General features: G+C 69.0%; 19 protein-coding genes, 1 tRNA gene and 2 pseudogenes. 15 read left to right on the forward strand and 7 right to left on the reverse strand.

Annotated features, from left to right (window positions below):
- Positions 1–86: 86 nt before the first annotated feature.
- The 5 genes and pseudogenes from ftsZ to IPV09_RS09570 all read left to right on the forward strand — a co-directional run.
- A pseudogene (ftsZ, locus tag IPV09_RS09550) lies at positions 87–1035 on the forward strand (cell division protein FtsZ); the annotation flags it as partial.
- 282 nt (positions 1036–1317) lie between these two features.
- Complete coding sequence (locus IPV09_RS09555) at positions 1318–2088, forward strand: polyphenol oxidase family protein (RefSeq protein ID WP_207475012.1); 771 nt, start codon at positions 1318–1320, stop codon at positions 2086–2088.
- Positions 2089–2461: 373 nt separating this feature from the next.
- Positions 2462–2734, forward strand: a pseudogene (locus IPV09_RS14670) (cell division protein SepF); the annotation flags it as partial.
- 50 nt (positions 2735–2784) lie between these two features.
- The gene (locus IPV09_RS09565) at positions 2785–3066 is read left to right on the forward strand and encodes a YggT family protein (RefSeq protein WP_370590271.1); all 282 of its coding nucleotides are present in this window, start codon (positions 2785–2787) and stop codon (positions 3064–3066) included.
- Positions 3067–3267: 201 nt separating this feature from the next.
- Entirely contained in the window at positions 3268–4194 is a 927-nt protein-coding gene (locus tag IPV09_RS09570) for a DivIVA domain-containing protein (RefSeq protein ID WP_207475014.1), read from the forward strand.
- A gap of 85 nt (positions 4195–4279) precedes the next feature.
- On the opposite strand, the gene IPV09_RS09575 is transcribed toward IPV09_RS09570, so the two are convergent.
- The 3 genes from IPV09_RS09575 to IPV09_RS09585 are packed head-to-tail and all read right to left on the reverse strand — an operon-like array spanning position 4280 to position 7499.
- Positions 4280–5326 (reverse strand): 2-hydroxyacid dehydrogenase, encoded by a 1047-nt coding sequence (locus IPV09_RS09575; RefSeq protein ID WP_207475015.1) that lies wholly within the window; start codon positions 5324–5326, stop codon positions 4280–4282.
- Positions 5323–5955 (reverse strand): class II aldolase/adducin family protein, encoded by a 633-nt coding sequence (locus IPV09_RS09580; protein ID WP_207475016.1) that lies wholly within the window; start codon positions 5953–5955, stop codon positions 5323–5325. Before IPV09_RS09580 ends, IPV09_RS09575 begins: the two co-directional genes overlap by 4 nt.
- Entirely contained in the window at positions 5952–7499 is a 1548-nt protein-coding gene (locus tag IPV09_RS09585) for an FGGY family carbohydrate kinase (RefSeq protein WP_207475017.1), read from the reverse strand. Before IPV09_RS09585 ends, IPV09_RS09580 begins: the two co-directional genes overlap by 4 nt.
- Before the next feature lie 82 nt (positions 7500–7581).
- On the opposite strand from IPV09_RS09585, the gene IPV09_RS09590 reads away from it, so the two are divergent.
- From IPV09_RS09590 to pyk, 5 genes are all read left to right on the forward strand, one after another.
- Positions 7582–8526, forward strand: coding sequence for a sugar-binding transcriptional regulator (locus IPV09_RS09590; RefSeq protein WP_207475018.1), 945 nt, complete (start codon positions 7582–7584; stop codon positions 8524–8526).
- Between the two features lie 128 nt (positions 8527–8654).
- The gene (locus IPV09_RS09595; protein ID WP_207475019.1) at positions 8655–9083 is read left to right on the forward strand and encodes a TraR/DksA C4-type zinc finger protein; all 429 of its coding nucleotides are present in this window, start codon (positions 8655–8657) and stop codon (positions 9081–9083) included.
- A gap of 58 nt (positions 9084–9141) precedes the next feature.
- Positions 9142–9636, forward strand: a complete 495-nt coding sequence (locus IPV09_RS09600) for a signal peptidase II (RefSeq protein ID WP_370590275.1) — start codon at positions 9142–9144, stop codon at positions 9634–9636.
- A 1-nt stretch (position 9637) separates the two neighbouring features.
- Positions 9638–10558, forward strand: coding sequence for an RluA family pseudouridine synthase (locus IPV09_RS09605; RefSeq protein ID WP_207475021.1), 921 nt, complete (start codon positions 9638–9640; stop codon positions 10556–10558).
- Between the two features lie 115 nt (positions 10559–10673).
- Positions 10674–12098 carry a pyruvate kinase gene (gene pyk / locus IPV09_RS09610; RefSeq protein ID WP_207475022.1) on the forward strand — a complete coding sequence of 475 codons (1425 nt, stop codon included), beginning with the start codon at positions 10674–10676 and terminating at the stop codon, positions 12096–12098.
- A gap of 66 nt (positions 12099–12164) precedes the next feature.
- Here the strand turns inward: pyk and IPV09_RS09615 are convergent.
- Positions 12165–12247 (reverse strand) — tRNA-Leu (locus IPV09_RS09615).
- A gap of 217 nt (positions 12248–12464) precedes the next feature.
- On the opposite strand from IPV09_RS09615, the gene IPV09_RS09620 reads away from it, so the two are divergent.
- Positions 12465–13109: an ANTAR domain-containing response regulator gene (locus IPV09_RS09620; protein WP_370590272.1), complete on the forward strand. Its 645-nt coding sequence runs from the start codon at positions 12465–12467 to the stop codon at positions 13107–13109.
- A 36-nt stretch (positions 13110–13145) separates the two neighbouring features.
- On the opposite strand, the gene IPV09_RS09625 is transcribed toward IPV09_RS09620, so the two are convergent.
- Positions 13146–13604, reverse strand: coding sequence for a PaaI family thioesterase (locus IPV09_RS09625; protein WP_207475024.1), 459 nt, complete (start codon positions 13602–13604; stop codon positions 13146–13148).
- Positions 13605–13660: 56 nt separating this feature from the next.
- Here IPV09_RS09625 and polA point away from each other — a divergent pair, with 56 nt between their 5' ends.
- Positions 13661–16378, forward strand: coding sequence for a DNA polymerase I (gene polA, locus IPV09_RS09630; protein WP_207475025.1), 2718 nt, complete (start codon positions 13661–13663; stop codon positions 16376–16378).
- Between the two features lie 12 nt (positions 16379–16390).
- Here the strand turns inward: polA and IPV09_RS09635 are convergent, their stop codons facing one another.
- Together IPV09_RS09635 and IPV09_RS09640 are read right to left on the reverse strand one after the other, a co-directional pair.
- Positions 16391–19222, reverse strand: a complete 2832-nt coding sequence (locus IPV09_RS09635) for an FAD-binding and (Fe-S)-binding domain-containing protein (protein WP_207475026.1) — start codon at positions 19220–19222, stop codon at positions 16391–16393.
- Positions 19223–19252: 30 nt separating this feature from the next.
- Positions 19253–19996 carry a class F sortase gene (locus IPV09_RS09640; protein ID WP_242681451.1) on the reverse strand — a complete coding sequence of 248 codons (744 nt, stop codon included), beginning with the start codon at positions 19994–19996 and terminating at the stop codon, positions 19253–19255.
- Between the two features lie 254 nt (positions 19997–20250).
- On the opposite strand from IPV09_RS09640, the gene rpsA reads away from it, so the two are divergent.
- From rpsA to IPV09_RS09655, 3 genes are all read left to right on the forward strand, one after another.
- Complete coding sequence (gene rpsA, locus IPV09_RS09645) at positions 20251–21702, forward strand: 30S ribosomal protein S1 (RefSeq protein WP_207475027.1); 1452 nt, start codon at positions 20251–20253, stop codon at positions 21700–21702.
- Between the two features lie 126 nt (positions 21703–21828).
- Entirely contained in the window at positions 21829–22488 is a 660-nt protein-coding gene (coaE, locus tag IPV09_RS09650) for a dephospho-CoA kinase (protein WP_207475028.1), read from the forward strand.
- Between the two features lie 140 nt (positions 22489–22628).
- Positions 22629–23858, forward strand: a complete 1230-nt coding sequence (locus tag IPV09_RS09655; protein WP_207475029.1) for a PrsW family intramembrane metalloprotease — start codon at positions 22629–22631, stop codon at positions 23856–23858.
- The last annotated feature ends 109 nt before the right edge of the window (positions 23859–23967 follow it).

The following is a 23967-nucleotide window of genomic DNA, read 5'->3' on the forward strand; positions in this document are numbered from 1 at the left end:
CAAGTCTGGAGACGGACCGGTACCTCGGGAACGGTGCCGGCTGTGACATCCGGCTGTTAGTGGACAATGAGTGAGGCGGGGACGAAGTGGCCAGTGCATCCCAGAACTACCTGGCGGTGATCAAGGTTGTTGGTGTCGGCGGTGGTGGCGTCAACGCCGTCAACCGCATGATCGAGGCTGGCCTGAAGGGCGTTGAGTTCATCGCCATCAACACCGACGCCCAGGCGTTGCTGATGAGCGACGCCGACGTGAAGCTCGACGTCGGCCGCGAGCTGACCCGTGGCCTCGGTGCCGGCGCCGACCCCGAGAAGGGCCGCCAGGCCGCTGAGGACCACTCCGACGAGATCGAGGCTGCCCTCAAGGGTGCCGACATGGTCTTCGTCACCGCCGGCGAGGGTGGCGGCACCGGCACCGGTGGCGCCCCGGTCGTCGCGAAGATCTCCCGATCGCTGGGTGCCCTGACCATCGGTGTGGTCACCCGCCCGTTCAGCTTCGAGGGCAGGCGCCGCTCGGTGCAGGCCGAGGACGGCATCGCGCAGCTGCGCGAAGAGGTCGACACCCTGATCGTCATCCCCAACGACAAGCTCCTCGCGATGACCGACCACCAGGTCGCCATCCTGGACGCCTTCAAGCAGGCCGACACCGTGCTGCTGCAGGGCGTCTCGGGCATCACCGACCTGATCACCACCCCGGGCCTGATCAACCTCGACTTCGCCGACGTGAAGTCGATCATGAAGGACGCCGGGTCGGCGCTGATGGGCATCGGTTCGGCCCGTGGCGAGGACCGCGCCCGCGCCGCCGCCGAGATGGCGATCAGTTCGCCTCTGCTGGAGGCCAGCATCGATGGCGCCCACGGGGTGCTGCTGTCGATTGCCGGTGGCTCCGACCTTGGCCTGTTCGAGGTGTCGGCTGCTGCGCAGCTCATCGAGGAGGCCGCCCACGAGGACGCCAACATCATCTTCGGTACGGTCATCGACGACGCCCTGGGCGACGAGGTGCGTGTCACCGTCATCGCCGCCGGCTTCGACGGGGGATCGCCCCCGGCCCGGCAGCAGCTCGGCCTGCAGACCCGCAACCTGGGCAACCAGCGCCCGGCCCAGCAGGCGCAGCCCACCTTCCACCAGCAGGCTCGCGCCCCGCAGGGGGCATCCGCCGCCGAGGTCGCCCAGCACCAGGACCAGGACCAGCTCACCAGCCGTCAGCCGATCGCCGAGCAGCCCCGCGAGCAGATCAGCCGGCCGCGCAACCAGTTCGGCCAGCCGGTGGCCGCCGAGGACGAACTGGACATCCCTGACTTCATGAAGTGAGGCGCGGGTCGTGTTCCGCATCCTGATCGACGCCCCCACCAACAACGGTGTGGGCGTCGCCTTCACCGATCGCCACTCCGGGGTCACTGAGGGTCCTCGGGGATCACTGAACCTGGGTCGCACCACCGAGTCCACGGTGGCCGACGTCGAGACCAACTTCGAGCGGGTCCGCCGGGCCATGGGGGTCGAAGCCGTCGTCACCACCCACCAGGTGCACGGCTCGACGGTGCTCGACGTCGACCAGGACCTGGTCAACCGGTGGGGTCGACGCTCCCACCTGGGAGCACCGGCCGGCCAGGCGCCGCTGGTGCAGGCCGACGCCATGGTCACCACCCTGGCCGGAATCGCGCTGTGCATCCGGGTCGCCGACTGCGTGCCCGTGATGCTCGCCGACGTGACCCGTGGGGTGCTCGGCGCCGCCCACGCCGGTCGGGTGGGCCTGCTCGACGGGGTGCTGGTCAACACCGTCACCCGGATGCGTGAACTCGGCGCCCGCGACATCGTGGGCTGGGTCGGGCCCCACGTCTGCGGCGACTGCTACGAGGTGCCCGACGAGATGGCCGAGGCCGTCTCGACGACTCATCCCGAGATCGTGGCCACCACCAGCTGGGGGACCGCCTCGCTCGACCTGGGGCTGGGCGCCGAACTGCAACTGGTCGAACTCGGCGTCGAGGCAGTACGCCTCGACCCCTGCACGATGACCTCGTCGGACCTGCACTCCCACCGTCGCGACGGGGACGACGCCGGACGCCTCGGCGGTCTGGTCTGGCGCTCGCGCTGACGCCGGACGTCGATTGGCGCGTGTCGCGCCATGCTTGCCGCCCATGGGGGGCCGGAACCGTTAGCGTGGGTCCGACGACCAGTGGAAGGGGAGGCATATGGCCGGAATCAGGAAAGCCGCTGCCTGGCTGGGATTGGTGCCCGACGATCGATACGGACACGACCCAGTCGACGAGGAGTACACCGAGCAGGTGTACGAGGACGACGAGCGCTCGACCGTCACCCCCATTCATCGCGCCACCGATCGGGTGGAGCCCTCGGCCCCGGTGCCGGTGCGCCCGCGCCACCCCGAACACCAGCAGGAAGGTTCGGCCGCCGTGCAGGAACCCCGTCCCAGCAGTCGTCCCGCCGTGCAGGCCAACGCTGACCTCAGCCGCATCATCACGGTGCACCCCCGCACCTACAACGAGGCCCGCACCATCGGTGAGCACTTCCGCGACGGTGTGCCCGTCATCATGAACCTGTCCGAGATGGACGACGCCGACGCCAAGCGTCTGGTCGACTTCGCCGCCGGGCTCATCTTTGCGTTGCGTGGCACCATTGAGAGGGTGACAAACAAGGTCTTCCTGCTGTCGCCCCCCAATGTGAACGTCACCGCCGAGGACAAGCAACGCATCGCCTCCGGTGGTTTCTTCAACCAGAGCTGAACCACTCGGTTCGCTCGACGAACCGATCACCGGGAGGATCCGTGGCCACGGTGGGCCTTCTGCTCAACCTCGCACTCGAGCTGTACATGTTCCTCTTCTTCGTGCGGATGATCATGTCGTTCGTCCCCGTGATGAGCCCCGGGTTCACCCCGCGGGGAGCGTCACTGGTCGCCTTCGAGACCGTGTACACGCTGACCGACCCGTTGATCAACTTCTATGACCGGTTCATGCCCAACCTGCGGGTCGGACAGGTCTCGTTCTCGCTGGCCTTTGTGTTCGCGTGGCTGACCCTGGTCGTGGGGCAGCGCCTGGTCGTCTGGTTGTTCCTCTGAGCCGACCCCGGCGTCGGGACCGCGGGTCTCAAGCGGTGGTCAAGGGTCCGGCACCGGAACCTGGGTGCTCTTCTGGCCCGCCTTCGGCGGCTGCGGTAGCCTGATTCCGTTCCACGGGCGGCCCCGTCTGCCCGGATCGCCGTTGTCCGCCGCTGGTGTCCGCCCCCCGGGTCGGCCCAGGCCACTGATTTTGGAGAAGAAATGACACTGAGCCTCAGCGAGGTGCGCGCTATTCGATTCCCGATCGCTCGCCGCGGTACCGACGGTTATCGCGCCGGCGAGGTGGACGACTTCGTGGACAAGGTTGACATCACCTTCACCTCGATCCTGGAGGAGAATGATCGCCTGAAGGCCCAGTTCGAAGCTCTGAAGAATGATTCCGCCACCGTCGCCGCCGGGGACTCCCCGGCCGACGAGGAGTTGCGTGCCGAGGTCGAGCGCCTCAAGGCCGAGCTCGAGGCAGCGCGCCAGGACGTCCCCGCCGCCCCGGCGGGGGACGACTCCGAACTGCGCGCCGAGGTGGAGCGGCTGCGCCAGCGTGAGCGCCAGCTGACCGCCGAATTGGAGCAGGCCCGCCAGCAGCCGGCACCGGTCACCAGCACCACCACCGGCAACGTCGAGCGGGTCGAGGTCACCACCTCCGAGCAGGCCAGCCCTGTGGTCATCCGCCTGGTGCAGCTGGCCAGCGAGCAGGCCGAGAACCTGATCGCAGAGGCGGAGGCCGAGGCCGTCCGCAAGCGCCAGGAGGCCGACCGCGACGCCGACGAGACCACCGCCAGCGCCCGCGCCGAGGCTGAGCGCATCGAGACCGCCGCCCGCGAAGAGGCCGAGCGCCTCGCCCGGGAGGCGCAGGCCCACGCCCAGCAGGTCAACATCGACGCCGACAACCGCCGCGCCGAACTGTTCAGCACCCTGGAACGTGAACGCGACGACTTCCAGGGCAAGGTCGACCGTCTGCGGGGCTTCGAGAGCACCTACCGCAGCACGTTGATCGAGCACCTGCGCAAGCAGGCCGACGCCGTCGAGAGCGACCAGCTCGAGCCCCAGGACGTGCCCTCGCTGCTCGCTGACGAGCGCGGCAAGTCCGCCACCCCGCGCCTGGACGCGTTGCTGGCCGACAAGGGCTGAGGCACCCCCGGACACGCACACAGGTGGCGCGGAGCAGAAGCTCCGCGCCACCTGTGCGTCCTGGCGTGTTTGCCGGTTGGGTCGGTCAGCCGATCGTGTCGTAGACCTCAGGGTTGACCACGTGGCGGGGACGCTCACCCCGCAGGAAGGCGGCGATGTCGGCGGCCCCCAACCGGGCCGCGATCCATGCCGCCGACTTGCTGGCGCCGGCCAGGTGCGGCGTCAGGGTGATGTTCGGCGTGTGCAACAACCGGTGGTCGGCCGGCAAGGGCTCGGCGGGCAGCACGTCGCAGGCGGCGGCGTACAGGTGGCCGGAGTCCAGGGCGTCGCACAGGGCGTCGTAGTCCAGCAGCGAGGGCCGGGCACAGTTCACCAGCACCGAGCCGGCCGGCATCAGCGCAATCTGCTCACGACCGATCAGCCCGACATTGTCGGCGGTGGCACGGGCGTGGATGGTCAGCACGTCGCTGCGACGCAGCAGGTCTGCCAGGTCGTCGACCTGCTCGATCCCCTCGGGCAGTTCCTCGGTGAGGTACGGGTCGTAGACCAGCACGTGGGCGCCGATCACCGCCATCACCTGGGCGACGCGACGACCGATGGCGCCGTAGCCGACCAGGCCCACCGTCGAGCCGAACAGTTCGGGACTGACCACCTCGTAGCGGTAGTGGTCGGACCGCCACTGCCCGGCCTTCAACTCGGCGTCCCGCTGGGCCAGTTGGCGGGCAGCCGCCAGGATCATGGCCAACGAGTGCTCGGTGGTGGCGTTCGCGTTGCGTCCCGGCGTGTTGCAGACCACGATGCCGCGTTCGGTGGCCGCCGCCAGGTCGGCATTGACGGGCCCGCCGCGACAGATCACCACCAGCTTCAGGTCGGGGCAGGCGTCCATCACGGCCGCCGTGACCGGCGCGGTGTGGGTGAACAGCACCTGGTGGCCCTGCAGGGCGGCGATCAGGTCGTCGGGGTCACCATTGGCCTCTCGCACGCCGCCGACGTCGACCATCGGCGTCAGCGGCCACGAGTTGCTGGTGCTCGTCGTGCTCGCGGCAATGCCCTGCTCCTCGATGGCGCTGTGCAGGATGGTGGGCAGGACGAAACCGTCGCCCTGCAGGAGAATCTTGACGTCAGTGCTCATGAGTGGTGCAACTTTCGCAGTTCGTCGGCGGGGAAGGTGGTGTCCTTGTCGCCGAGCAGCAGGGAGTAGTAGGTGAGTTTGGCGGCCTCCTCCATGTTCAACGCCTTCCGGTAGGCCGACTCGACGGAGTCGCCCACCACCGCGATGCCATGGTTGCCGAGCACGACCACGTCGTGGGTGCCGTCACGCACCTGGTCGGCGGCGGTCTGGGCCAGTTCGTCGGAGCCGTTCGTGTAGTACTTGGTGAAGCCGTAGCTGCCCACGTAGAAGGCGTGGTCCTGGGTGATGAAACGAATCTGGTGGCCCAGGGCGGTCAGCAGCAGGGTGAACTGCGGATGGATGTGCACCACCGCGTTCGCGTCGGGCCGGGCCTCGTAGAGCGCGGTGTGCAGTTTCCACTCGCTGGAGGCCACCGCGCCCCCGACCTGGCGTCCGGCCAGGTCGAGGATGGCGAACTGGTCGGGGCGCAGCGTGTCGAGCCAGGTGCCCTTGCCGGTGACGGCGATGGTCCCGTCGTCCAGGCGCGCCGACAGGTTGCCGCCCGAGCCCAGCACCAGACCGGCGCGCACGGCGCTGCCGGCGACGTGGATCAACTGCTCAATGAGGGCGGAGTTGTGCGGGGTGCTCACTTGTCCACCCCGGTCTGCTCGTCGGTCTCAGCGTCGGTCTGGGCGTCGGACAGCGCGCGCAGGGCACGCATCGACGACCACGCCGGACGCAGTGCGTCCCGGCTGGAACGGTAGACCTCGTAGGCCTTGGCGTAGATCTCGGCGTGGTCGGTGTTCGGCTCGAACGACGAGGTCGAGGTCAGCATCATCTGCGCCGCACCCTTGATGTCGGGGGAGGCGCCGCAGGCGACCAGCGCCAGGGTGGCGGCGCCCCGCGCGCCGGCCTCGGGAGCATCCTGGCGGATGACCCGGCTGCCGGTGGTGTCGGCCAGTATCTCGCAGATCAGGTCGGAGCGGAACCCGCCGCCGGAGACCACCAGGTCGCCCTGGATCTTGAGCACCTCGGCGCACTCGACCAGCGAGAACGAGACACCTTCGTAGACGCTGCGCAGGATCTGCGCCGGGGTGGTGCTGATGCTCATGCCCAGCCACGAGGCCGAGGCGTTCGGGTCGAGGAACGGGGCGCGTTCGCCGCCCGGTGAGGCGTAGGGCAAATAGACCACGCCACCGGCGCCGGCATGGGCGCTGCGCGCCTGGGCCTCGGCCACGGCCCAGTCCTCGAAGTTGAGGGTGGTCCGAATCCAGTCCAGGTTCGGGGTGCCCGTCATGGGGGCCAGGAACTCCAGCACCTGCCGGTCGCGGCCGGTGGCCAGCACCATCGAGTCGTCGGTGCGACGCTCCTCGACCGACGGCAGCAGGGTGCCGATGAAGCCGGTGGTGCCCAGGATCAGCCAGGCGTCGCCGTCATTGACGGCACCCAGACCGGGGCCGGTGACGGCCACGTCGATCATGCCGACGGCCACGGGGATGCCGGCGGGCAGGCCGGTGCGTTCGGCGGCCGCTGCGGTGACGACACCTCCGGAGGCCTCGGCCGGCAGGATCTGGGGCAGGGCGCCCAGCACGGCCGACAGGCCCAGGTCCTCGGCCAGGCGGGCGTCATGGCCGGCGCCGGTGCCGACGTTGAAGAAGGAGCGTGACGCCTCGGTGTAGTCGGTCGAGAGCTCGTCGGTCAGCTTGAAGCGGACCCAGTCCTTGCAGTGGAACAACGTGCCGATCGAGTCCAGGAACAGTGGGTCCTGCTCGGCGAACTCCTCCAGCAGGACAGGAACCAGAGCGGGGAAGATGGTGGTGCCGGTGACGTCCAGCACGCGCTGGCCGCGTCCGTCGGCCTGCCATGCCTCGACCCGGCGGCCGGCCCGGCCGTCCATCCAGATCGCGGCATTGCGCAACGGCTCGTTGTTCTTGTCCAACAGCCAGGCGCCGTCGCCCTGACCGGTCAGGCCCACCCCGATGACCTGCTTGTCACCCAGTTGGTCGGTCAGTTCGACCAGCCCGTCGGCGACGGCCTGCCAGATGTCGTGCAGGCTCTGCTCGGCCTCGCCGTTCCTGCCGTACTGGACCGGTACCGACCGGTGGGCGGCGGCGATGATCTCGCCCGAGAGTGAGAAGGCGACAGCCTTGACCGCGGTGGTGCCGGCGTCGACGCCGATGACGACCTTTTCCATGGCAACTCCTTTGTGTCTGCGTTCACGCCACCGTACAACAGTTCGCTTGCTATGTACATATGTTCAATCTAGGGTGGACGGCATGCCCCCCGATGCCGTCCCGCGGATCATGATTGACGCCGCCCGCCTGTACTACGAGCACGCCCTGACCCACCAGCAGATCGCCGCCGAACTGGGGGTCTCGCGCATCAAGGTGACCAGGTTGCTGGCCCAGGCCCGCGCGGCCGGGGTGGTGGAGATCAGCATCAACGCTCCCGACGAACCCTTCGCTGAGCTGGCCGAACGCCTCTGCGACCGGTACGGCCTGCAGCGGGTGTGGATCGCGCCCAGCCTGCCCGAGGTGGACGCCGCCCGTGCTGCTGTCGACCAGGCCGGGGCCGAGGCCATCGAATCGATGCTGTCGACCAGCAGCCTGGTGGCGATCGGCCTGTCGGCGACCCTGGGCCGCGCCATCGACCGGGTGGCAACCCGTGAGCACGCCAGCGGGCAGCCGGTCAGTTGCGTCCCCATGGCCGGGGGATGGGGCGGCTGGCAGCACGGGGTGAACCCCGGCGAACTCGCCCAGCGGCTCGGCCGTCGGGTGCAGGGCCGGGCCTATGGATTTCCCGCCCCGCTGCTGGCGCCCTCGGCCGACTTCGCCGACACCCTGTTGTCACTGCCCGAGGTGCAGCAGGCGCTGGCGCTGGCCAAGGGGGCCGACACGCTCCTGTTCGGGGTGGGCTCGCTCGACTGGCAGACCAGTCAACTGCAGGACTCCCTGTCGCAGTCCGAACGCGAGGAGCTCACCGCCAAGGGTGCCGTCGGCGACATCGCCGCCCGCTTCTTCGACGCCCGCGGGGCCGGCATCGACAGCGGCGTCGACCGGCGCGTGCTGGGGTTGGGGCTGGACGACATGCTGACCGTGGAACGGCGATTGCTGCTGGCCCATGGTGCGCCGAAGATGGAGGCCATCCGGGTGGCACTGGCCGCGGGAATGGCCACCGGTCTGTGCACGGACTCCGCGACCGCGCGGGGGCTGCTGCGCTGACCCGTCGCCCACGGCAGCACCGGCGTTCCGGACGCCTTGACAGGGGGTGTATCTTGCATCCCAAGTCACCACAGCGGTGGCTTTTCCCTTCCATCATCAACCCTTCCATCATCAAGGAGTGCGATTCCATGACCGCCACCAAGGCCGCCCCGGAACCCGAGGGCGCCCTGCTGCCAGTCCGCGACGGGGAAGACCCGTGGACTGCCGAGGAGGTCGCCGAGCTGCGCGAGGAACTCACCAGTGAGGTGCAGCGGATGCAGCAGGCGATCGCCGTCGTCGAGGCTGAACTCGCCGAACTCCTGGCCGATGGATCCGACGGCGCCGGGCGTGACCCGGCCGACGTCGGCTCATCCAACTTTGAGCGCGACCAGGAGATGTCGCTGGCCTCGAACACCCGCGAGATGCTCGAGCAGAACATCCATGCCCTGCGGATGCTCGAGCAGGGCAAGTACGGCTCGTGCGAGTCGTGCGGCAACCCCATCGGCAAGGCCCGACTGCAGGCCTTCCCGCGGGCCACCATGTGCGTCACCTGCAAGCAGCGCGCTGAGCGTCGCTGACCTCGTGGCCTCGGAATCGTTGACCACCGCCGACCAGCGAGCGGGACGCGCCGCGACCCTGCGGCGTGGCCCGATCGCGGCCACCCTGCTCGGTGTCTTCGCCGTCTGCTACGCGCTCGACCAGGTCACCAAGGTCCAGGCCGTCCGTCACCTCGACCCGGCCAACCCGCCCAGCTACCTGGGCGGGTGGCTGTCGTTGAAGCTGATCCGCAACCCGGGGGCAGCATTCTCGATGGGTGCCGCCTTCACCGAGGTCCTCTCGGTGCTGGCCATCGTGGCGCTGCTGTTCTGCGCCCTCTACCTCGCACCGCGGGTGACCAGGGTCAGCCATGGCGCCGTCCTGGGGATGGCCATGGCCGGCATCGCCGGCAACCTGACCGACCGGCTGGTGCGGGCTCCCGGCCCGCTCAAAGGTCACGTGATCGACTTCTTCGCGGTGCCGAACTTTGCCATCTTCAACGTCGCCGACATCTTCCTGACCTCCTCGGCTGTCCTGGTCATCATCTGGTCACTGGTCGAATCGCGCCGCGAAGCGGCGCGGGAACGGGCCTGAGATGGCGGTCTTCCTCGTCCCCGACGAACTCGCCGGCGACCGCGTCGACGCGGCCGCCGCGCGCATCACCGGGCTGTCGCGCAGCCGCATCGCCGAACTGATCGACGCCGGGGCCGTGCACCTGGCGGGGCAGGCGGTCGACAAGCCCTCGCAGCGGGTGGCCGCTGGTGCCATGCTCGAGGTCGACCTCGACCAGCCCGAACGCACCGTCCAGGTGACCCCGCAAGTGGTCGAGGGCCTGGGCATCATCCACGACGACCGCGACCTGGTGGTGGTCGACAAGCCGGTCGGGGTCGCCGCGCACCCCTCGGTCGGGTGGGACGGCCCCAGCGTGGTCGAGCACCTGGCCGGGGCAGGGTTCCGCATCTCCACCTCCGGGGTGGCCGAACGCCAGGGCATCGTCCAACGACTCGACGTCGGCACCTCGGGACTGATGGTGGTGGCCAAGTCCGAACACGCCTACACCGTGTTGAAGCAGGCCTTCCGCGACCGCACCGTCGACAAGACCTACCACGCGCTGGTCCAGGGCCACCCCGACCCGTTCTCTGGCACCATCGACGCGCCGATCGCCCGCCACCCCGGGTCGGACTGGAAGATGGCCGTGGTCAGCGGCGGGCGCCGATCGGTGACCCACTACGAGACGATCGAGGCCTTCGTGGCCGCCACGCTGCTGCGCATCCACCTCGAAACCGGACGCACCCACCAGATCAGGGTGCACATGCAGGCCATCAAACACCCCTGCGTGGGCGACCCGACCTACGGCAGCGACCCGGTGCTGGCCGCCAGGCTGGGCCTGACCCGACAGTGGCTGCACGCCACCGAGCTCGGCTTCACCCACCCCGGCACCGGCGAATACGTGACCTTCCGCTCGCCCTACCCGGCCGACCTTCAGCACGCCCTGGACCAGGTCAGCAGCTGGTGACGGGCTGGTCGAACGTCCACCCAGAATCTTTCCGGCTGCCCAGCTTCTCGCCCTGACCGCAATTCCGGCACCCGACCGCAGCATGCCCCGGTGGTCATCGACTAGGGTGGAGGCCGTGCGTAGAGCAAAGATTGTGTGCACGCTGGGGCCTGCTGTCGAGAGCCCTGAGCGTATGGAAGGGATCATCAACGCGGGCATGAATGTTGCCCGCCTGAACATGAGCCACGGCGACTACAGCGAGCATGCCGCTCGCTACCAGCTCGTCCGTGACACTGCCGAACGTCTGGGCAAGCGCGTCGCCATCCTTGCTGACCTGCAGGGACCGAAGATTCGCCTGGGCAAGTTCGCCAACAACGAGAAGCATTACCTCGAGGTGGGCCAGGAGTTCACCATCACCACCGATGACATCGAAGGCACCGTCGAGCGCTGCTCGACCACCTTCAAGGGGCTGCCCGCTGACGTCACCGTCGGCGACTCCCTGCTGATCGACGACGGCAAGGTGATGCTCGAGGCCATCGAGGTCACCGGAAACGACGTCCGGACCAAGACCGTGGTGCCCGGCTACGTCTCCAACAACAAGGGCATCAACCTGCCCGGTGTTGCCGTCAACGTCCCGGCCATGAGCGAGAAGGACGAGTCCGACCTGCGGTGGGCCCTGAAGCAGGGCGTCGACCTGATCGCCCTGTCCTTCGTCCGCACCGGTGACGACGTCAAGCGCGCCCACGAGATCATGGACGAGGAGGGCCGTCGCGTTCCGGTGGTGGCCAAGCTCGAGAAGCCGCAGGCCATCGAGAACATGCAGGACATCATCGACAAGTTCGATGCCGTCATGGTGGCCCGCGGCGACCTAGGCGTCGAGCTGCCGTTGGAGTCGGTCCCGATCGCGCAGAAGCGCATCGTCGAGGCTGCTCGCATCTGGGCCAAGCCGGTGATCGTCGCCACCCAGATGTTGGAGTCCATGACCAACAACCCGCGCCCCACCCGCGCGGAGACCTCCGACGTCGCCAACGCCGTCATTGACGGCACCGACGCAGTCATGCTGTCGGGGGAGACCTCCGTCGGTGACTTCCCCGTCGAGACCGTGGCCACCATGGCCAAGATCGTCGAGAACGTCGAGGCGCACGGCATCGACCGCATCCAGAGGATCGACTGGGACCCGCACACCACCAGCGGCATCATGGCCAAGTCGGCCACCGAGGTGGCGGCCCGTCTGGACGCCAAGTACCTGATCGCGTTCACCAGCTCCGGTGACACCGCCCGTCGGTTGTCGCGGCTGCGGCCCACGACCCCCATGCTGGCCTTCACCCCCAGCAAGGACACCGCCCAGCAGTTGGCGCTGTCGTGGGGCATCGAGTCCTACGTGACCGACACCTACAGCGTCTTCAACGAAATGGTGAAGGCTGTCCAGGAGCTCATGCTCAGCGAGGGCCTGGTCGAGCAGGGCGACCGCATCGTCATCGTCTACGGCTCGCCCATGGGCACCGCCGGCAAGACCAACGCCATCCGCGTCCACAAGATCGGCGGCGCGCTCAACCCCTGAGCACCACCCACCAACGACCAAGGGGCCGGATCCGTCAGGATCCGGCCCCTTGGTCGTTGCGCTGCGTACCCGGGAGGGGAGTCGAACCCCCACAGCCTTCCGGCCAGACGGGTTTGAGCCGTCCGCGTATGCCATTCCGCCACCCGGGCAGGATCGACGCGAACCGCGTCGAGGCGTTGACATTCTGCCACAGATCCGGGACCGGGTCGTCATGGCGCCCCGCCCGCGGCGGCTGCGCGCTAGGATCAACTGGGGCCGGTCCGGACCGGCGCCAAGACATCTGGCACACTGTCGATGCCCGTTGGGCCCCGCAGACGAGACCCCACCTTGACGCACAGGAGTACTGAGTTGACCTCAGGAGACATCGTGAACGAATCGATTACCGCCGACGAGCGACCCGAGGGCCAGCCGCCCGCGGCAGCTGACCGTCCGCGGGTGCTGGTGGCCGAGGACGAGGCGCTGATTCGCATGGACCTGGTCGAGCTCCTCGAGGAGGAGGGCTACGACGTGGTCGGTCAGGCCGGTGACGGGGAGCAGGCGCTGGCCATGGCCCGCGAACTGGAACCCGACCTGGTCGTCATGGACGTGAAGATGCCCAAGATGGACGGGATCACCGCAGCCGAACACATTGCCGAGGAACGCATCTGCCCGGTGGTCATGCTGACCGCCTTCAGCCAGCGTGACCTGGTCGAGCGGGCCCGGGAAGCCGGCGCCATGGCCTACGTCGTCAAGCCCTTCGACGCCTCCGACGTGGTGCCGGCCATCGAGATCGCCATCGGACGCTTCCGCGAGATCCAGGCCCTCGAGGACGAGGTCACCACCCTGGAGGACCGGCTGGCCTCCCGCAAGGCCGTCGACCAGGCCAAGGGGCTGCTGCAGCAGGGATTGGGCCTGACCGAGCAGGAAGCCTTCCGCTGGATCCAGAAGACCGCCATGGACCTGCGCAAGTCGATGCGCGAGGTCGCCGACGGCGTCATCGAGCACGCCCGCCAGGGCAAGAAGCTCGGCTAGTTCGTCCTGTGCGGGGGATGACCCCCTGCACCCCCACTAGGCGCGGGCGGCGACCAGCTGGCAGGTCAGCCGCCCGGTGCCGATCAGCCGATTCGAGTCGTCGTACAGGTGCACCTGGTAGGTCGCGACGCTGCGGCCCTGGTGCAGGGCAGTGGCGTAGCCGGTCACGTGCCCGGTGCGTACCGCCCGGTGGTGGGTGACGCTCAGGTCGACGCCGACCGCCGCCCGCCCGTTCTGCCGCCCCCAGGCGGTGGCGGCCAACGAGGCCAGGGTTTCCACCAGCACCGCCGAGGCGCCACCGTGCCAGATGCCGTGCGGCTGCGTGTTGCCCTCCACGGGCGCGCGCCCCACGCACCGGTTGGCCCCCAACTCACCGACCACCAGACCCATCCGTTCGTCCAGGGCCGAGGTGAAGTCCCACGACCACTCGGGCAGTCGTTCCCTGGCGGGGCGGCTGAAGACGGCGGGATTGATCGGCGAGTCCGGTGGCAGCATGAGCGCCACTCTAGTGGCGGCGAAGTTTGTCGGACCGCTGGACTAAGGTCTGTGGGGTGACTCCCACGGCGCCCCCCACTGACGTTGCCCCCGAACGCCCCCGACTGCTGTTGGTCGATGGCCATTCCGTGGCCTACCGGGCCTTCTTCGCGCTGCCGGTCGAGAACTTCTCGACCACCACCGGCCAGCACACCAATGCTGTGTACGGGTTCACGTCCATGCTGATCAACGTGCTGCGCGACGAGGCGCCGACCCACGTGGCGGTGGCCTTCGACGTGTCCCGTCAGACCTTCCGCACCGTGCAGTACCCCGAGTACAAGGCGAACCGCAGCAAGAGCCCCGACGAGTTCAAGGGGCAGGTGCAGTTGATCAAGGAAGTGCTGGACGCGCTCAACATCGTCCATGTCGAGGTCGACAACTTCGAGGCCGACGACATCATCGCGACCCTGTCCAGCACCGTCGGTGACGACGTCGACGTGCTGATCGTCACCGGGGACCGCGACGCCATGCAACTGGTCAATGGCCACGTCACCGTGCTCTACCCCCGCAAGGGGGTCAGTGACCTGGCCCGGATGACACCGGAGGCGGTCGAGGAGAAGTACCTGGTGCCGCCCGACGTCTACCCCGAACTGGCCGCGCTGGTCGGCGAGACCAGCGACAACCTGCCGGGGGTGCCGGGCGTGGGGCCGAAGACCGCCGCCAAGTGGCTGGCCAGCTACGAGGGGCTGGAGAACCTGGTCGCCCGCGCCGAGCAGGTCCCCGGCAAGGCGGGCGCAAGCCTGCGTGAACACCTCGACGGGGTGATCCGCAACCGCCAACTCAACGCCCTGGTCCGCGACCTGGAGCTGCCCGTCGGGCTGGACGACCTGGCCCGGCAGGACTGGGACCGCGAGGCCGTCCACACGCTGTTCGACGGACTCGAGTTCCGGGTGCTGCGCGACCGCCTCATCGAGTCGCTGCCGAACAAGCCCGAAGAGGCCGAGGGCGGTTTCGAACTCGCCGGTGAGGTGCTCACCAGTGGCCGCGTCGCCGGCTGGCTCGAGACGCACGGCCACGGCGAGCTGACCGGTGTCGACGTGACCGGGCGCTGGGGGTCGGGCACCGGCGACATCGACTCCATCGCCCTGGCGGCCAGCGACGGCACCGCCGCCTGGTTCGCCGTGGCCGATCTTGACCCCGAGGACGATGCCGCCCTGGCCGCGTGGCTGGCCGACGAGGACGTCCACAAGTCCCTGCACGACGCCAAGGGGCCGCTGCTGGCCAGCTGGGCCCGCGGCTGGGACCTGCGCGGGGTGGTCAGCGACACCCTGCTGGCCGCCTACCTGCTGCGACCCGACCAGCGCACCTACGACCTGGGCGATCTGGCCCTGCGCCACCTGAAGCGGGAACTGCGCCTCGACGCCGGTCCCGAGGTGGCCGACGAGCCCCAGGAGGCCCTGTTCGCCGAACCCGCCGACGACCACCTCGTCGCCGGCGCCTCCATGCTGCGTGCCCGCGCCGTGATCGACCTGGCCCGTGCCCTGGCCGAGGAGCTCGAGGTCACCGAGCAGACCCATCTGCTCACCGAGGTGGAACTGCCCCTGCAGCGCACCCTGGCCCGGATGGAACAGGTGGGCGTCGCCGTCGACGTCGACCTGCTCGAGGAGTTGCGCGCCGACTTCGACGCCAAGGTGGCGGCCGCCGAGCAGGACGCCTACGCGGTGATTGGCCACACCATCAACCTGGGTTCCCCCAAGCAGTTGCAGACGGTGCTGTTCGACGAGTTGGAGATGCCCAAGACCCGCAGGACGAAGTCGGGCTACACCACCGACGCCGACGCGCTCGAAGGCCTGTACGCGAAGACCGAGCATCCCTTCCTGGCCCACCTGCTGGCCCACCGCGACTGGATCAGGCTGCGGCAGACGGTCGACGGCCTGCTGAAGACGGTGGCCGACGATGGCCGCATCCACACCAGTTACTCCCAGGTGACCGCCGCCACCGGCCGCCTGTCCTCGACCGACCCGAACCTGCAGAACATCCCGATCCGCACCGAGGCCGGCCGCCGCATCCGGGAGGCATTCGTGGTCGGTGCCGGCTACGAGTCCCTGGCCACCGCCGACTACTCGCAGATCGAGATGCGGATCATGGCGCACGCCTCCGACGACGACCTGCTCATCGAGGCCTTCCGCAGCGGTGAGGACTTCCACACCCGGATGGCCTCGACCGTCTTCCACGTGGCCCCCGACGAGGTCAGCAGCGAGCAGCGGGCCAAGATCAAGGCCATGAACTACGGGCTTGCCTACGGACTGTCGGCCTTCGGGCTGTCGAACCAGTTGGGCATTGCCGTCAGCGAGGCCAAGGGCCTGATGGATGGCTACTTCGAGCGTTTCGGTGAGGTGCGTGACTACCTGCAGGCGGTCGTCGCCGAGGCCCGCAAGACCGGCTTCACCGCCACCCTGATGGGACGCCGCCGCTACCTGCCCGACCTGGGCTCCTCGAACAGGCAACGCCGCGAGATGGCCGAACGGATGGCCCTCAACGCGCCCATCCAGGGGTCGGCAGCCGACATCATCAAGGTCGCCATGCTGCGCCTGGAGGCAGCCCTGCGCGAGGCCGGGCTGGCGTCGCGGATGCTGCTGCAGGTCCACGACGAACTGGTCCTGGAAGTCGCCCCCGGTGAGGCCGAGAGGGTCAACGACCTGGTGCGCGAGTCCATGGGGCGGGCCATGGAACTCAAGGTGCCGCTGGATGTCTCCTCGGGGGTTGGCCGCTCCTGGCACGACGCCGCGCACTGAGCCGGAGTCGGGTCAGGCGCGCGCCTGCTGCAGACGCAACGCGTCGTCCCACGCGGCCAGCACGTGCACGTAGGTCTGCCCGGTGGCGCGGGTCAGGCCCAGCTCGCAGGTGCGGTTGGCCGACAGGTACAGGTCGAAGTGCTGACCGGCCAGTTCGGCGGCCTCGTCGCGGGTCGCCGAGGCGGTCAGTTCCGGGTGCAGCAGTCCCCGGTCGCCGGCGAAGCCGCAGCAGCGCCAGTCGGTGGGTACAACCACCTCGTCGGCCACCAGGTGCGCCAGCGCCAGCAGGTCGCCGGTGGCGCCCAGCCGGGTGCTGGAACAGGTGGGATGCACCGCCGCCCGGGGTACCTTGCCGACGACCGGCAGCCGGTCCGCGATCGCGGCCAGGTAGGTGGTGGCGTCCAGCACCCTGATGCCGACCCCCGCCAACCGCGGCTCCTGGTGGGCCAGTGAGGCGATGATGCCCTCCGAGCAGGACAGTGCGTCACTGATCACCGGCAGTCGGCCGTTGTCGGTGGCCTCCAGCAGCGCCCGGGCCAACTTGGTCGACATGGTGTCGAAACCGGTCGCCATGCCCTTCGACTTCCACGGGGTGCCGCAGCACAATGAGGCGGTGGCCTGCGGCATGGTCACCTTGACCCCGGCCCGGTCCAGGATCGAGAGCACCCGGTCCTGCAGCGGGACGCCGTCCTCGGGGCCGAACATAGTCTGTACGCAGGCCGGCAGGTAGACGACCTCGGCTCCAGGATCGCGACGACGTGCCCGCCGGACACCGCCACCGCCGGGCAACTCGCCCGACAGGATGGGCACCGTCTCGTGCCGGAACACGGTTCGGGCGGCCGTCAGCGGCACCTCGACCAGCGGCTGGGGCACGGTGTCGACCAGCGTCATCCCTGCAGAGGCGGCGGCGGTGAACGGTCCCCAGGCCCTGGCCGCCAGGTCCCAGGCGGTGTCGACGACCCGGGTGCGGTGCTCGGCGCGCAGCCGGCGGACCAGGTCGCCGGTGTTGATCCCGACGGGGCAGGCGGTGGCGCACATGCCGTCCACCGCGCAGGTCTCGCTCACCGGGTAGGTCTGCTCGCGGCGCAGCAGCTCCGCGTGGGCGTGGTCGCCGCGGGACTCTGCGTCGGCGATCGCCCGCTGGGCGACGATGCGCTGGCGTGGGGTCAGGGTGAGGAACTGGCTGGGGCAGACCGGCTCGCAGTAGCCGCACTCCACGCACCGGTCGACCTCGGCCTGCACGGTGGGGGTCTGCTTCAGGTCCTCCATGTGCAGCTGCGGGTTGTCGGTCAGCACCGAGTCGGGGTTCAACACCCCGTGCGGGTCGAACGCCTGCTTGACGTCACGCATCATCTGGTACAGCTCGGGGCCGTACTGGCGCTCCACGAACGGGGCCATGATGCGTCCGGTGCCATGCTCGGCCTTGAGGGTGCCCTGGGCCTCGAGCACCACCGCCACCATGTCCTCGGTGAAGGCCTCGTACCGGGGCAGGCTCGCCGCGGTGTTGAAGTCCTCGGTGATCATGAAGTGGATGTTGCCGTCCTTGGCATGCCCGAAGATCACCGAGTCGCCGTAGTGGTGACGGTCGAAGAGCTCCTGCAGGTCCTCGCAGACCCCCGCCAGGGTCGGCACCGGGACGGCAATGTCCTCCAGCAGGGCCGTGGTGCCGGAGCGGCGGGCCTCGTTCACCTTGGTGAACAGCCCCTTGCGCAGCGCCCACAGTTCGGCGCGGACGGCCGCATCGTCGGTCAGGAGGGGAAGCTCGCGCAGGTCGAGGCCCGTGAACGCGGCCGCGGCCGCCTGCTGCTGGGCCGCCAGCTGGTCAGCGTCGCCGGCCTGGTACTCCACCAGCAGCGCGGCCTCGCCCGGCACCGGCACCCGAGGGATGGCGGTCACCGTGGGGTCGGCGCGGCACACCTGCAGCGAGATGGCGTCGAGCAGCTCGACCACGGCGGCGCCGGAGTCGACCAGCGCGGGCAGGGCGCTGGTGGCGGCATGCAGCGAGTCGAACAGCAGCAGCCCGGTGGCCACCTTGGGCAGCACCGGGACGGTCCGGAAGGTGGCCTCGGCAATGAAGCCCAGGGTGCCCTCCGAGCCCACCATCAGGTGCTCCAGGATCTTGACGGGCCGCTCGTGGTCGACCAGGGAGTTCAGCCCGTAGCCCATGGTGTTCTTCATCGACCAGCGGCGCGCGATGTCGTCGCGGTGTGGCAGGGCCCGTTCCCGCAGGTCGAGCAGGGTCTGGTAGAGCTGCGGTTCCTCGGCGCGCAGCAGGGCGTCGGCGTCCGGGGCTCCGGTGTCCACCACGGTGCCCGACGGCAGCACCAGCACCAGCGACTCCAGCGTCTGGTAGGTGTTGGCGACCACCCCGCAGGTCATCCCCGAGGAGTTGTTGGCGACCACGCCGCCGACGGTGCAGGCGATCTCGGAGGCGGGGTCGGGTCCCAGCTTGTGGCCCAGCGGCGCCAGGAAGGCGTTGACCTCACGGATGGTGCGGCCGGGGCCGACCCGCACCCGGGCCCCGTCGTCGAGCACCTCGATGTCGCGGAACGGGGCCCGGGTGTCGACCAGGATGCCACTCGACAGCGCCTGGCCCGACAGGCTGGTGCCACCCGAACGGAACGTCACGGGGCGCCGGTGCTGGTGGGCCACCTGCATCACCAAGGCCACTTCGGCCGCCGAACCGGCCCGCACCAGCACTTGCGGGCTGAGCAGGTAGTGGGAGGCGTCGACCGCCGCCGTGGCAATGTCCAGGGCCGAGGTGCTCAGGCCGCCCGAGCGGAGGACCTTTTCGAGGTCGGTGACCAGGGACGGGGGAGCCGGAGTCCGAATGCTGCGCTGCATGGGCACAGCCTAATCTCACCCGGCCCCATCTCACCTGACCGGGGCGACCGGCTTCAGGTAGTAGAGGATCCGGGAGTCCCATTCCTTGCCCATGACGTCGTAGTCCCAACAGATCACGATGACCGCGCGCGGCTCACCCGTGAAGTTGTACAGCACGTCGGAGTTCGGGTCGTAGTCCTTGACCCACAGCTTCATGGAGCGCTCCAGGGTGTAGCACTGGGTGTTGCCCCGGGCGTCGGTCATCCGGACCAGGTCACCGTCCTTGAACCCGTTCTTCTGGTCATGCAGCTCGTTCCCGAGGGCCTTGCCGTTCTGGTAGGTGTGGATCGTCAGGATGGCGTGGCCCTGCCGGGAACCGACCTTGGGGCCGTTCTTCCACCAGCCGACGGTGTGCGAGGCGTCCTTGGGTGGGGCAGCAGCAGCACCCGACTCGTCCTCGCCGAGGGAGATCATCGGGGCCTTGACCTTCATCTGGTCAATGGCGAACGAGGTCGCCTCGATCTCGGTGAGGGTGGGCATGCACCCCGCCGGCACCGCGGCGGCCGGCGAGCTCGGGGTGGCGGAGCCACTGCCGCTGGAGGCACCCGCCGGCGTCGTGGCACTGGCGGTGGTGGCGTTGCGGACCGCCGGGGTCTCGGTGGCCGCCGACTCGGGCTGCTGGGGCGTGGGGGAGGCGGTGGCCTCGGTCGTGCCGCGACCCTGCCAGATGACGAAGCCGCCAAGGAGCAGCAGGACGACGAGGATGCTGATCCCCGCCAACAGTCTGTTGCGCATGTGGGCTGCCCTTCATGTCGGTCGCACTCCGCCCTGATCCTATCCGCGGGGGCCCAAAAACCAACGGGCCACCCGCCCGGGCCCGGATTGACCGCCGTCGCGCGGGACAGGTAGGCTGAACGGGCACTGTGGACTGCGTGAACTAGGACAGAGTAGGTCGCGCGCCGCGAAGACGGACTGATCATTGACCACTTCTCGCGGCAGCCGGTTCCAGAGCACCACGTCTCTCAGACAACCCAACGGAGCCCTACTACATGACCTCCTCCACTGAGGCCTCACCTCAGGTCGCCATCGACGACTTCGGCTCACCGGAAGCATTCCTTGCTGCCGTCGATGCCACCATCAAGTACTTCAACGACGGCGACATTGTCACCGGAACCGTCGTCAAGGTCGACCGGGACGAGGTCCTGCTCGACATCGGTTACAAGACCGAAGGTGTCATTCCTTCCAAGGAACTCTCCATCAAGCACGACGTGGACCCTTTCGAGGTCGTCCAGGTCGGCGATGAGATCGAGGCCCTCGTCCAGCAGAAAGAGGACAAGGAAGGTCGCCTGATCCTGTCCAAGAAGCGTGCACAGTACGAGCGCGCCTGGGGCACCATCGAGAAGGTCAAGGAAGAGGATGGCGTTGTCACCGGTTCGGTGATCGAGGTCGTCAAGGGTGGTCTGATCGTCGACATTGGTCTGCGTGGCTTCCTGCCCGCGTCGCTGGTCGAGATGCGTCGCGTCCGTGACCTGCAGCCCTACGTCGGCATGGAACTCGAGTGCAAGATCATCGAGCTCGACAAGAACCGCAACAACGTGGTCCTGTCGCGCCGTGCCTGGCTCGAGCAGACCCAGTCCGAGGTTCGTCACACCTTCCTCACCCAGCTGCAGAAGGGCCAGATCCGCAAGGGCGTCGTCTCGTCCATCGTCAACTTCGGTGCCTTCGTGGACCTGGGTGGCGTCGACGGTCTGGTGCACGTCTCGGAGCTGTCCTGGAAGCACATCGACCACCCGAGCGAGGTCGTCGAGGTCGGTACCCCGGTCACCGTCGAGGTGCTGGATGTCGACATGGAGCGCGAGCGCGTCTCGCTGTCGCTGAAGGCCACCCAGGAGGATCCCTGGCAGACCTTCGCCCGTACCCACCAGATCGGTCAGATCGTGCCGGGCAAGGTCACCAAGCTGGTGCCCTTCGGTGCCTTCGTCCGCGTCGAGGAGGGCATCGAGGGCCTGGTCCACGTCTCCGAGCTGGCCGAGCGCCACGTCGAGATCCCCGAGCAGGTCGTCACCGTCAACGACGAGGTCATGGTCAAGATCATCGACATCGACCTCGAGCGTCGCCGCATCTCGCTGTCGCTGAAGCAGGCCAACGAGGGTGTCGACGTCGCCGCTGACGACTTCGACCCGGCTCTGTACGGCATGACTGCCAACTACGACGACCAGGGCAACTACATCTACCCCGAGGGCTTCGATCCGGAGACCAACGAGTGGAAGGAAGGCTACGAGGACCAGCAGCGCGCGTGGGAGCAGCAGTACGCCGAAGCCCAGGCTCGGTGGGAAGCCCACAAGAAGCAGGTCACCGAGGCCGAGGTTGCCGACCGCGAGGCCGTCTCCGACGCAGGCACGACCAGCACCTACTCGGCCGCCAGCGAGGAGCCCGCTGAGGGTTCACTCGCTTCGGACGAGGCGCTGCAGGCACTGCGCGACAAGTTGACTGGCAACTGAGTCATCCGGTCCCACCCATCCGGTGGGCCTCGACGGCCCCGCACCCCTCACCGGGTGCGGGGCCGTCTCGTTCGGCGGGCACATCGTTGCTGATGACTCATGGTTCCTGCTGACACAATGACCGGCATGGACCAGCCAGCGCCCCCGCCCCCCGCCCCTCCGGACGGTCGCGTCGCGATCGGTCTGACCGGGGGGATCGCGGCCGGCAAGACGACCGTGGCCGACCTGCTCGCCGCCCGGGGCGCGGTCCTGGTGGACTCCGACATGGTCGCCCGCGAGGTGGTCGCACCCGGGTCCGAGGGACTCGCCGACGTCGTGGCCCGGTTCGGTGCCGACGTGCTGGCCGCCGACGGCTCCCTCGACCGGCAGGCGCTGGGCCGCATCGTCTTCGCCGACCCGCAGGCCCGTGCCGACCTCGAAGGCATCACCCATCCACGCATTCGCCGGCGCAACGCCGAACTGGTCGCCGCCGCCCCGGCGGACGCGGTGGTCGTCCAGGTCATCCCGCTGCTGGCCGAAACCGGGCAGGCGCACCGCTTCGACGAGGTGGTGGTGGTGGATGCGAGCCCCGAGGAGCAGGTCGCCCGACTCGTGGCCCGTCAGGGCATCTCGGCCGATGCTGCCCGAGCGCGACTGGCCGCGCAGGTCTCGCGTGAGGATCGTCTGGCGATTGCCACCCGAGTGGTCGACAACACCGACGGCGCCCCGGACCTCGACGGCCAGGTTGACCGCCTGTGGCACGACCTGCGCGATCTGGTGGAACGCAGCCGCCGCGCAGGGAGGTGACGACGTCATCCACCCGGGGGACCTGCCTCGGTGGCACAATGACGCCCAGATGACAGACTGCCACCATTGTCTTTGCCCTCAGCCCACCCGAAAGGACACCCGTGAACTGTCCACGATGTGCCACTGAATTGCCAGCAGGAATGCTGTTCTGCCACGTCTGCGGCCAGGAAATGGCGGCGGGGCAGGCCGGTCGTCGCAGTTTCGCCGTCAAGCCCGATGAACCCGTGCGGTCGTTCAAGGTCGTCTCGACGATCATGCCGACCGGGGCGGCCGAACGTCCCAAGACCTACCAGATCGCCCTGGTCATCGCGGTGGTCGCCGCCATCGGTGCCGCGCTGCTGGGCTGGACGCCGGTGGCGCTGATGGTGGCGGCCTTCGCCATCCCGATCGTCTACATCGTCTACCTCTACGACGTGAACCTCTGGGAGGATGCCCCCGTCCCGGTGACCGGGCTGGCCTTCGTGCTGACGGGTGTGCTGGCCGCTGCGTTCACGTGGTTCTGGAGGCGGCTGCAGTCGCCGCTGTTCGGTGCCGCCGCCGACGGCGGCGGCCCGCAGGCCACCCTGTCCGGGGTGCTGGTCATGGTGCTGCTGGTGCCGGTCGTGGGGGAGCTGATCCGCCAGGTCGGCCCGGTCATCCTGGCCTCGCGTCCCCAGTTCGACGACCTGATGGACGGGCTGACGTTCGGCATCGTCTCGGGCGTCGCCTACGCCACGGCCGACACCCTGGTGCGCCACTGGGCGCTGGTCGAGGGCGGCTTCAACTCACCCGGTGACGGCTGGTCGACGTGGACGACGCTGATGCTGCTCGAGGGCTTCGTCAAACCGCTGGTGATCGGCACCGCCACCGGCATCGCCTGCGCCGAGTTCGCCGGTCTTGGCCGCGGCTACGACGGGTTCACCCGGCGCTATGGCGTCGCGGTGGCCGAGGCCATCGGCTGGAACGTCCTGTACTTCGGCGGCACCTACCTGCTGGGGTTGCTGCGCCCGGGCTGGCTGAGCGTGCTGCTCTCGCTGGTGTGGGGTCTGCTGCTGCTGGCAGCGTTGCTGCTGCGGGTGCGCACCGTGCTGCAGACCGGCCTGCTGGAGGCCGCCCTCGAGAACGCCGCCCGCTTCCACGCCGACGCCGGCGTCGGCCCCGACGGTGACCTGCAGTTCTGCCCGGCCTGCGAGATGCCGCTGCTGGCCGGTGCGGCCTTCTGCGGGGCCTGCGGCGCGGCGCTCAGTGCCAGCACCGCCGGACACCACCGCGACACGGCGGCGGCCATGGCTGGCCCTGCCACCACCGCCACCGCGGCGGACGACGGGGTGGGGCCACCACCGGTCGCCGCCGGGTCGGCACGACTCGACGACGAGGAGGCCACCTCATGAGCACCCCGCAGTACCCCCAGGGCCCCGAGTGGGGGCCGACCGTGCAGCGTCCCATGCGCCCTGGTCAACCCTCGGCACCGGGATGGAACCCGCAGGCGGGGCCGGGCTA

Origin of the sequence: Tessaracoccus sp. SD287 (assembly GCF_017355265.1) — a bacterium.
GTDB lineage: Bacteria > Actinomycetota > Actinomycetes > Propionibacteriales > Propionibacteriaceae > Aestuariimicrobium.

What these genes read in the sequence shown, in the direction of transcription:
- IPV09_RS09575 (WP_207475015.1), bottom strand. Translation starts at nt 5,326, where the DNA reads ATGAGCACTGACGTCAAGATTCTCCTGCAGGGCGACGGTTTCGTCCTG.
- rpsA (WP_207475027.1), top strand. Translation starts at nt 20,251, where the DNA reads ATGACCTCCTCCACTGAGGCCTCACCTCAGGTCGCCATCGACGACTTC.
- IPV09_RS09625 (WP_207475024.1), bottom strand. Translation starts at nt 13,604, where the DNA reads ATGCTGCCACCGGACTCGCCGATCAATCCCGCCGTCTTCAGCCGCCCC.
- IPV09_RS09605 (WP_207475021.1), top strand. Translation starts at nt 9,638, where the DNA reads ATGGCGGTCTTCCTCGTCCCCGACGAACTCGCCGGCGACCGCGTCGAC.
- IPV09_RS09640 (WP_242681451.1), bottom strand. Translation starts at nt 19,996, where the DNA reads ATGCGCAACAGACTGTTGGCGGGGATCAGCATCCTCGTCGTCCTGCTG.
- coaE (WP_207475028.1), top strand. Translation starts at nt 21,829, where the DNA reads ATGGACCAGCCAGCGCCCCCGCCCCCCGCCCCTCCGGACGGTCGCGTC.
- IPV09_RS09655 (WP_207475029.1), top strand. Translation starts at nt 22,629, where the DNA reads ATGCTGTTCTGCCACGTCTGCGGCCAGGAAATGGCGGCGGGGCAGGCC.
- IPV09_RS09585 (WP_207475017.1), bottom strand. Translation starts at nt 7,499, where the DNA reads ATGGAAAAGGTCGTCATCGGCGTCGACGCCGGCACCACCGCGGTCAAG.
- IPV09_RS09595 (WP_207475019.1), top strand. Translation starts at nt 8,655, where the DNA reads ATGACCGCCACCAAGGCCGCCCCGGAACCCGAGGGCGCCCTGCTGCCA.
- IPV09_RS09590 (WP_207475018.1), top strand. Translation starts at nt 7,582, where the DNA reads ATGCCCCCCGATGCCGTCCCGCGGATCATGATTGACGCCGCCCGCCTG.
- IPV09_RS09570 (WP_207475014.1), top strand. Translation starts at nt 3,268, where the DNA reads ATGACACTGAGCCTCAGCGAGGTGCGCGCTATTCGATTCCCGATCGCT.
- IPV09_RS09635 (WP_207475026.1), bottom strand. Translation starts at nt 19,222, where the DNA reads ATGCAGCGCAGCATTCGGACTCCGGCTCCCCCGTCCCTGGTCACCGAC.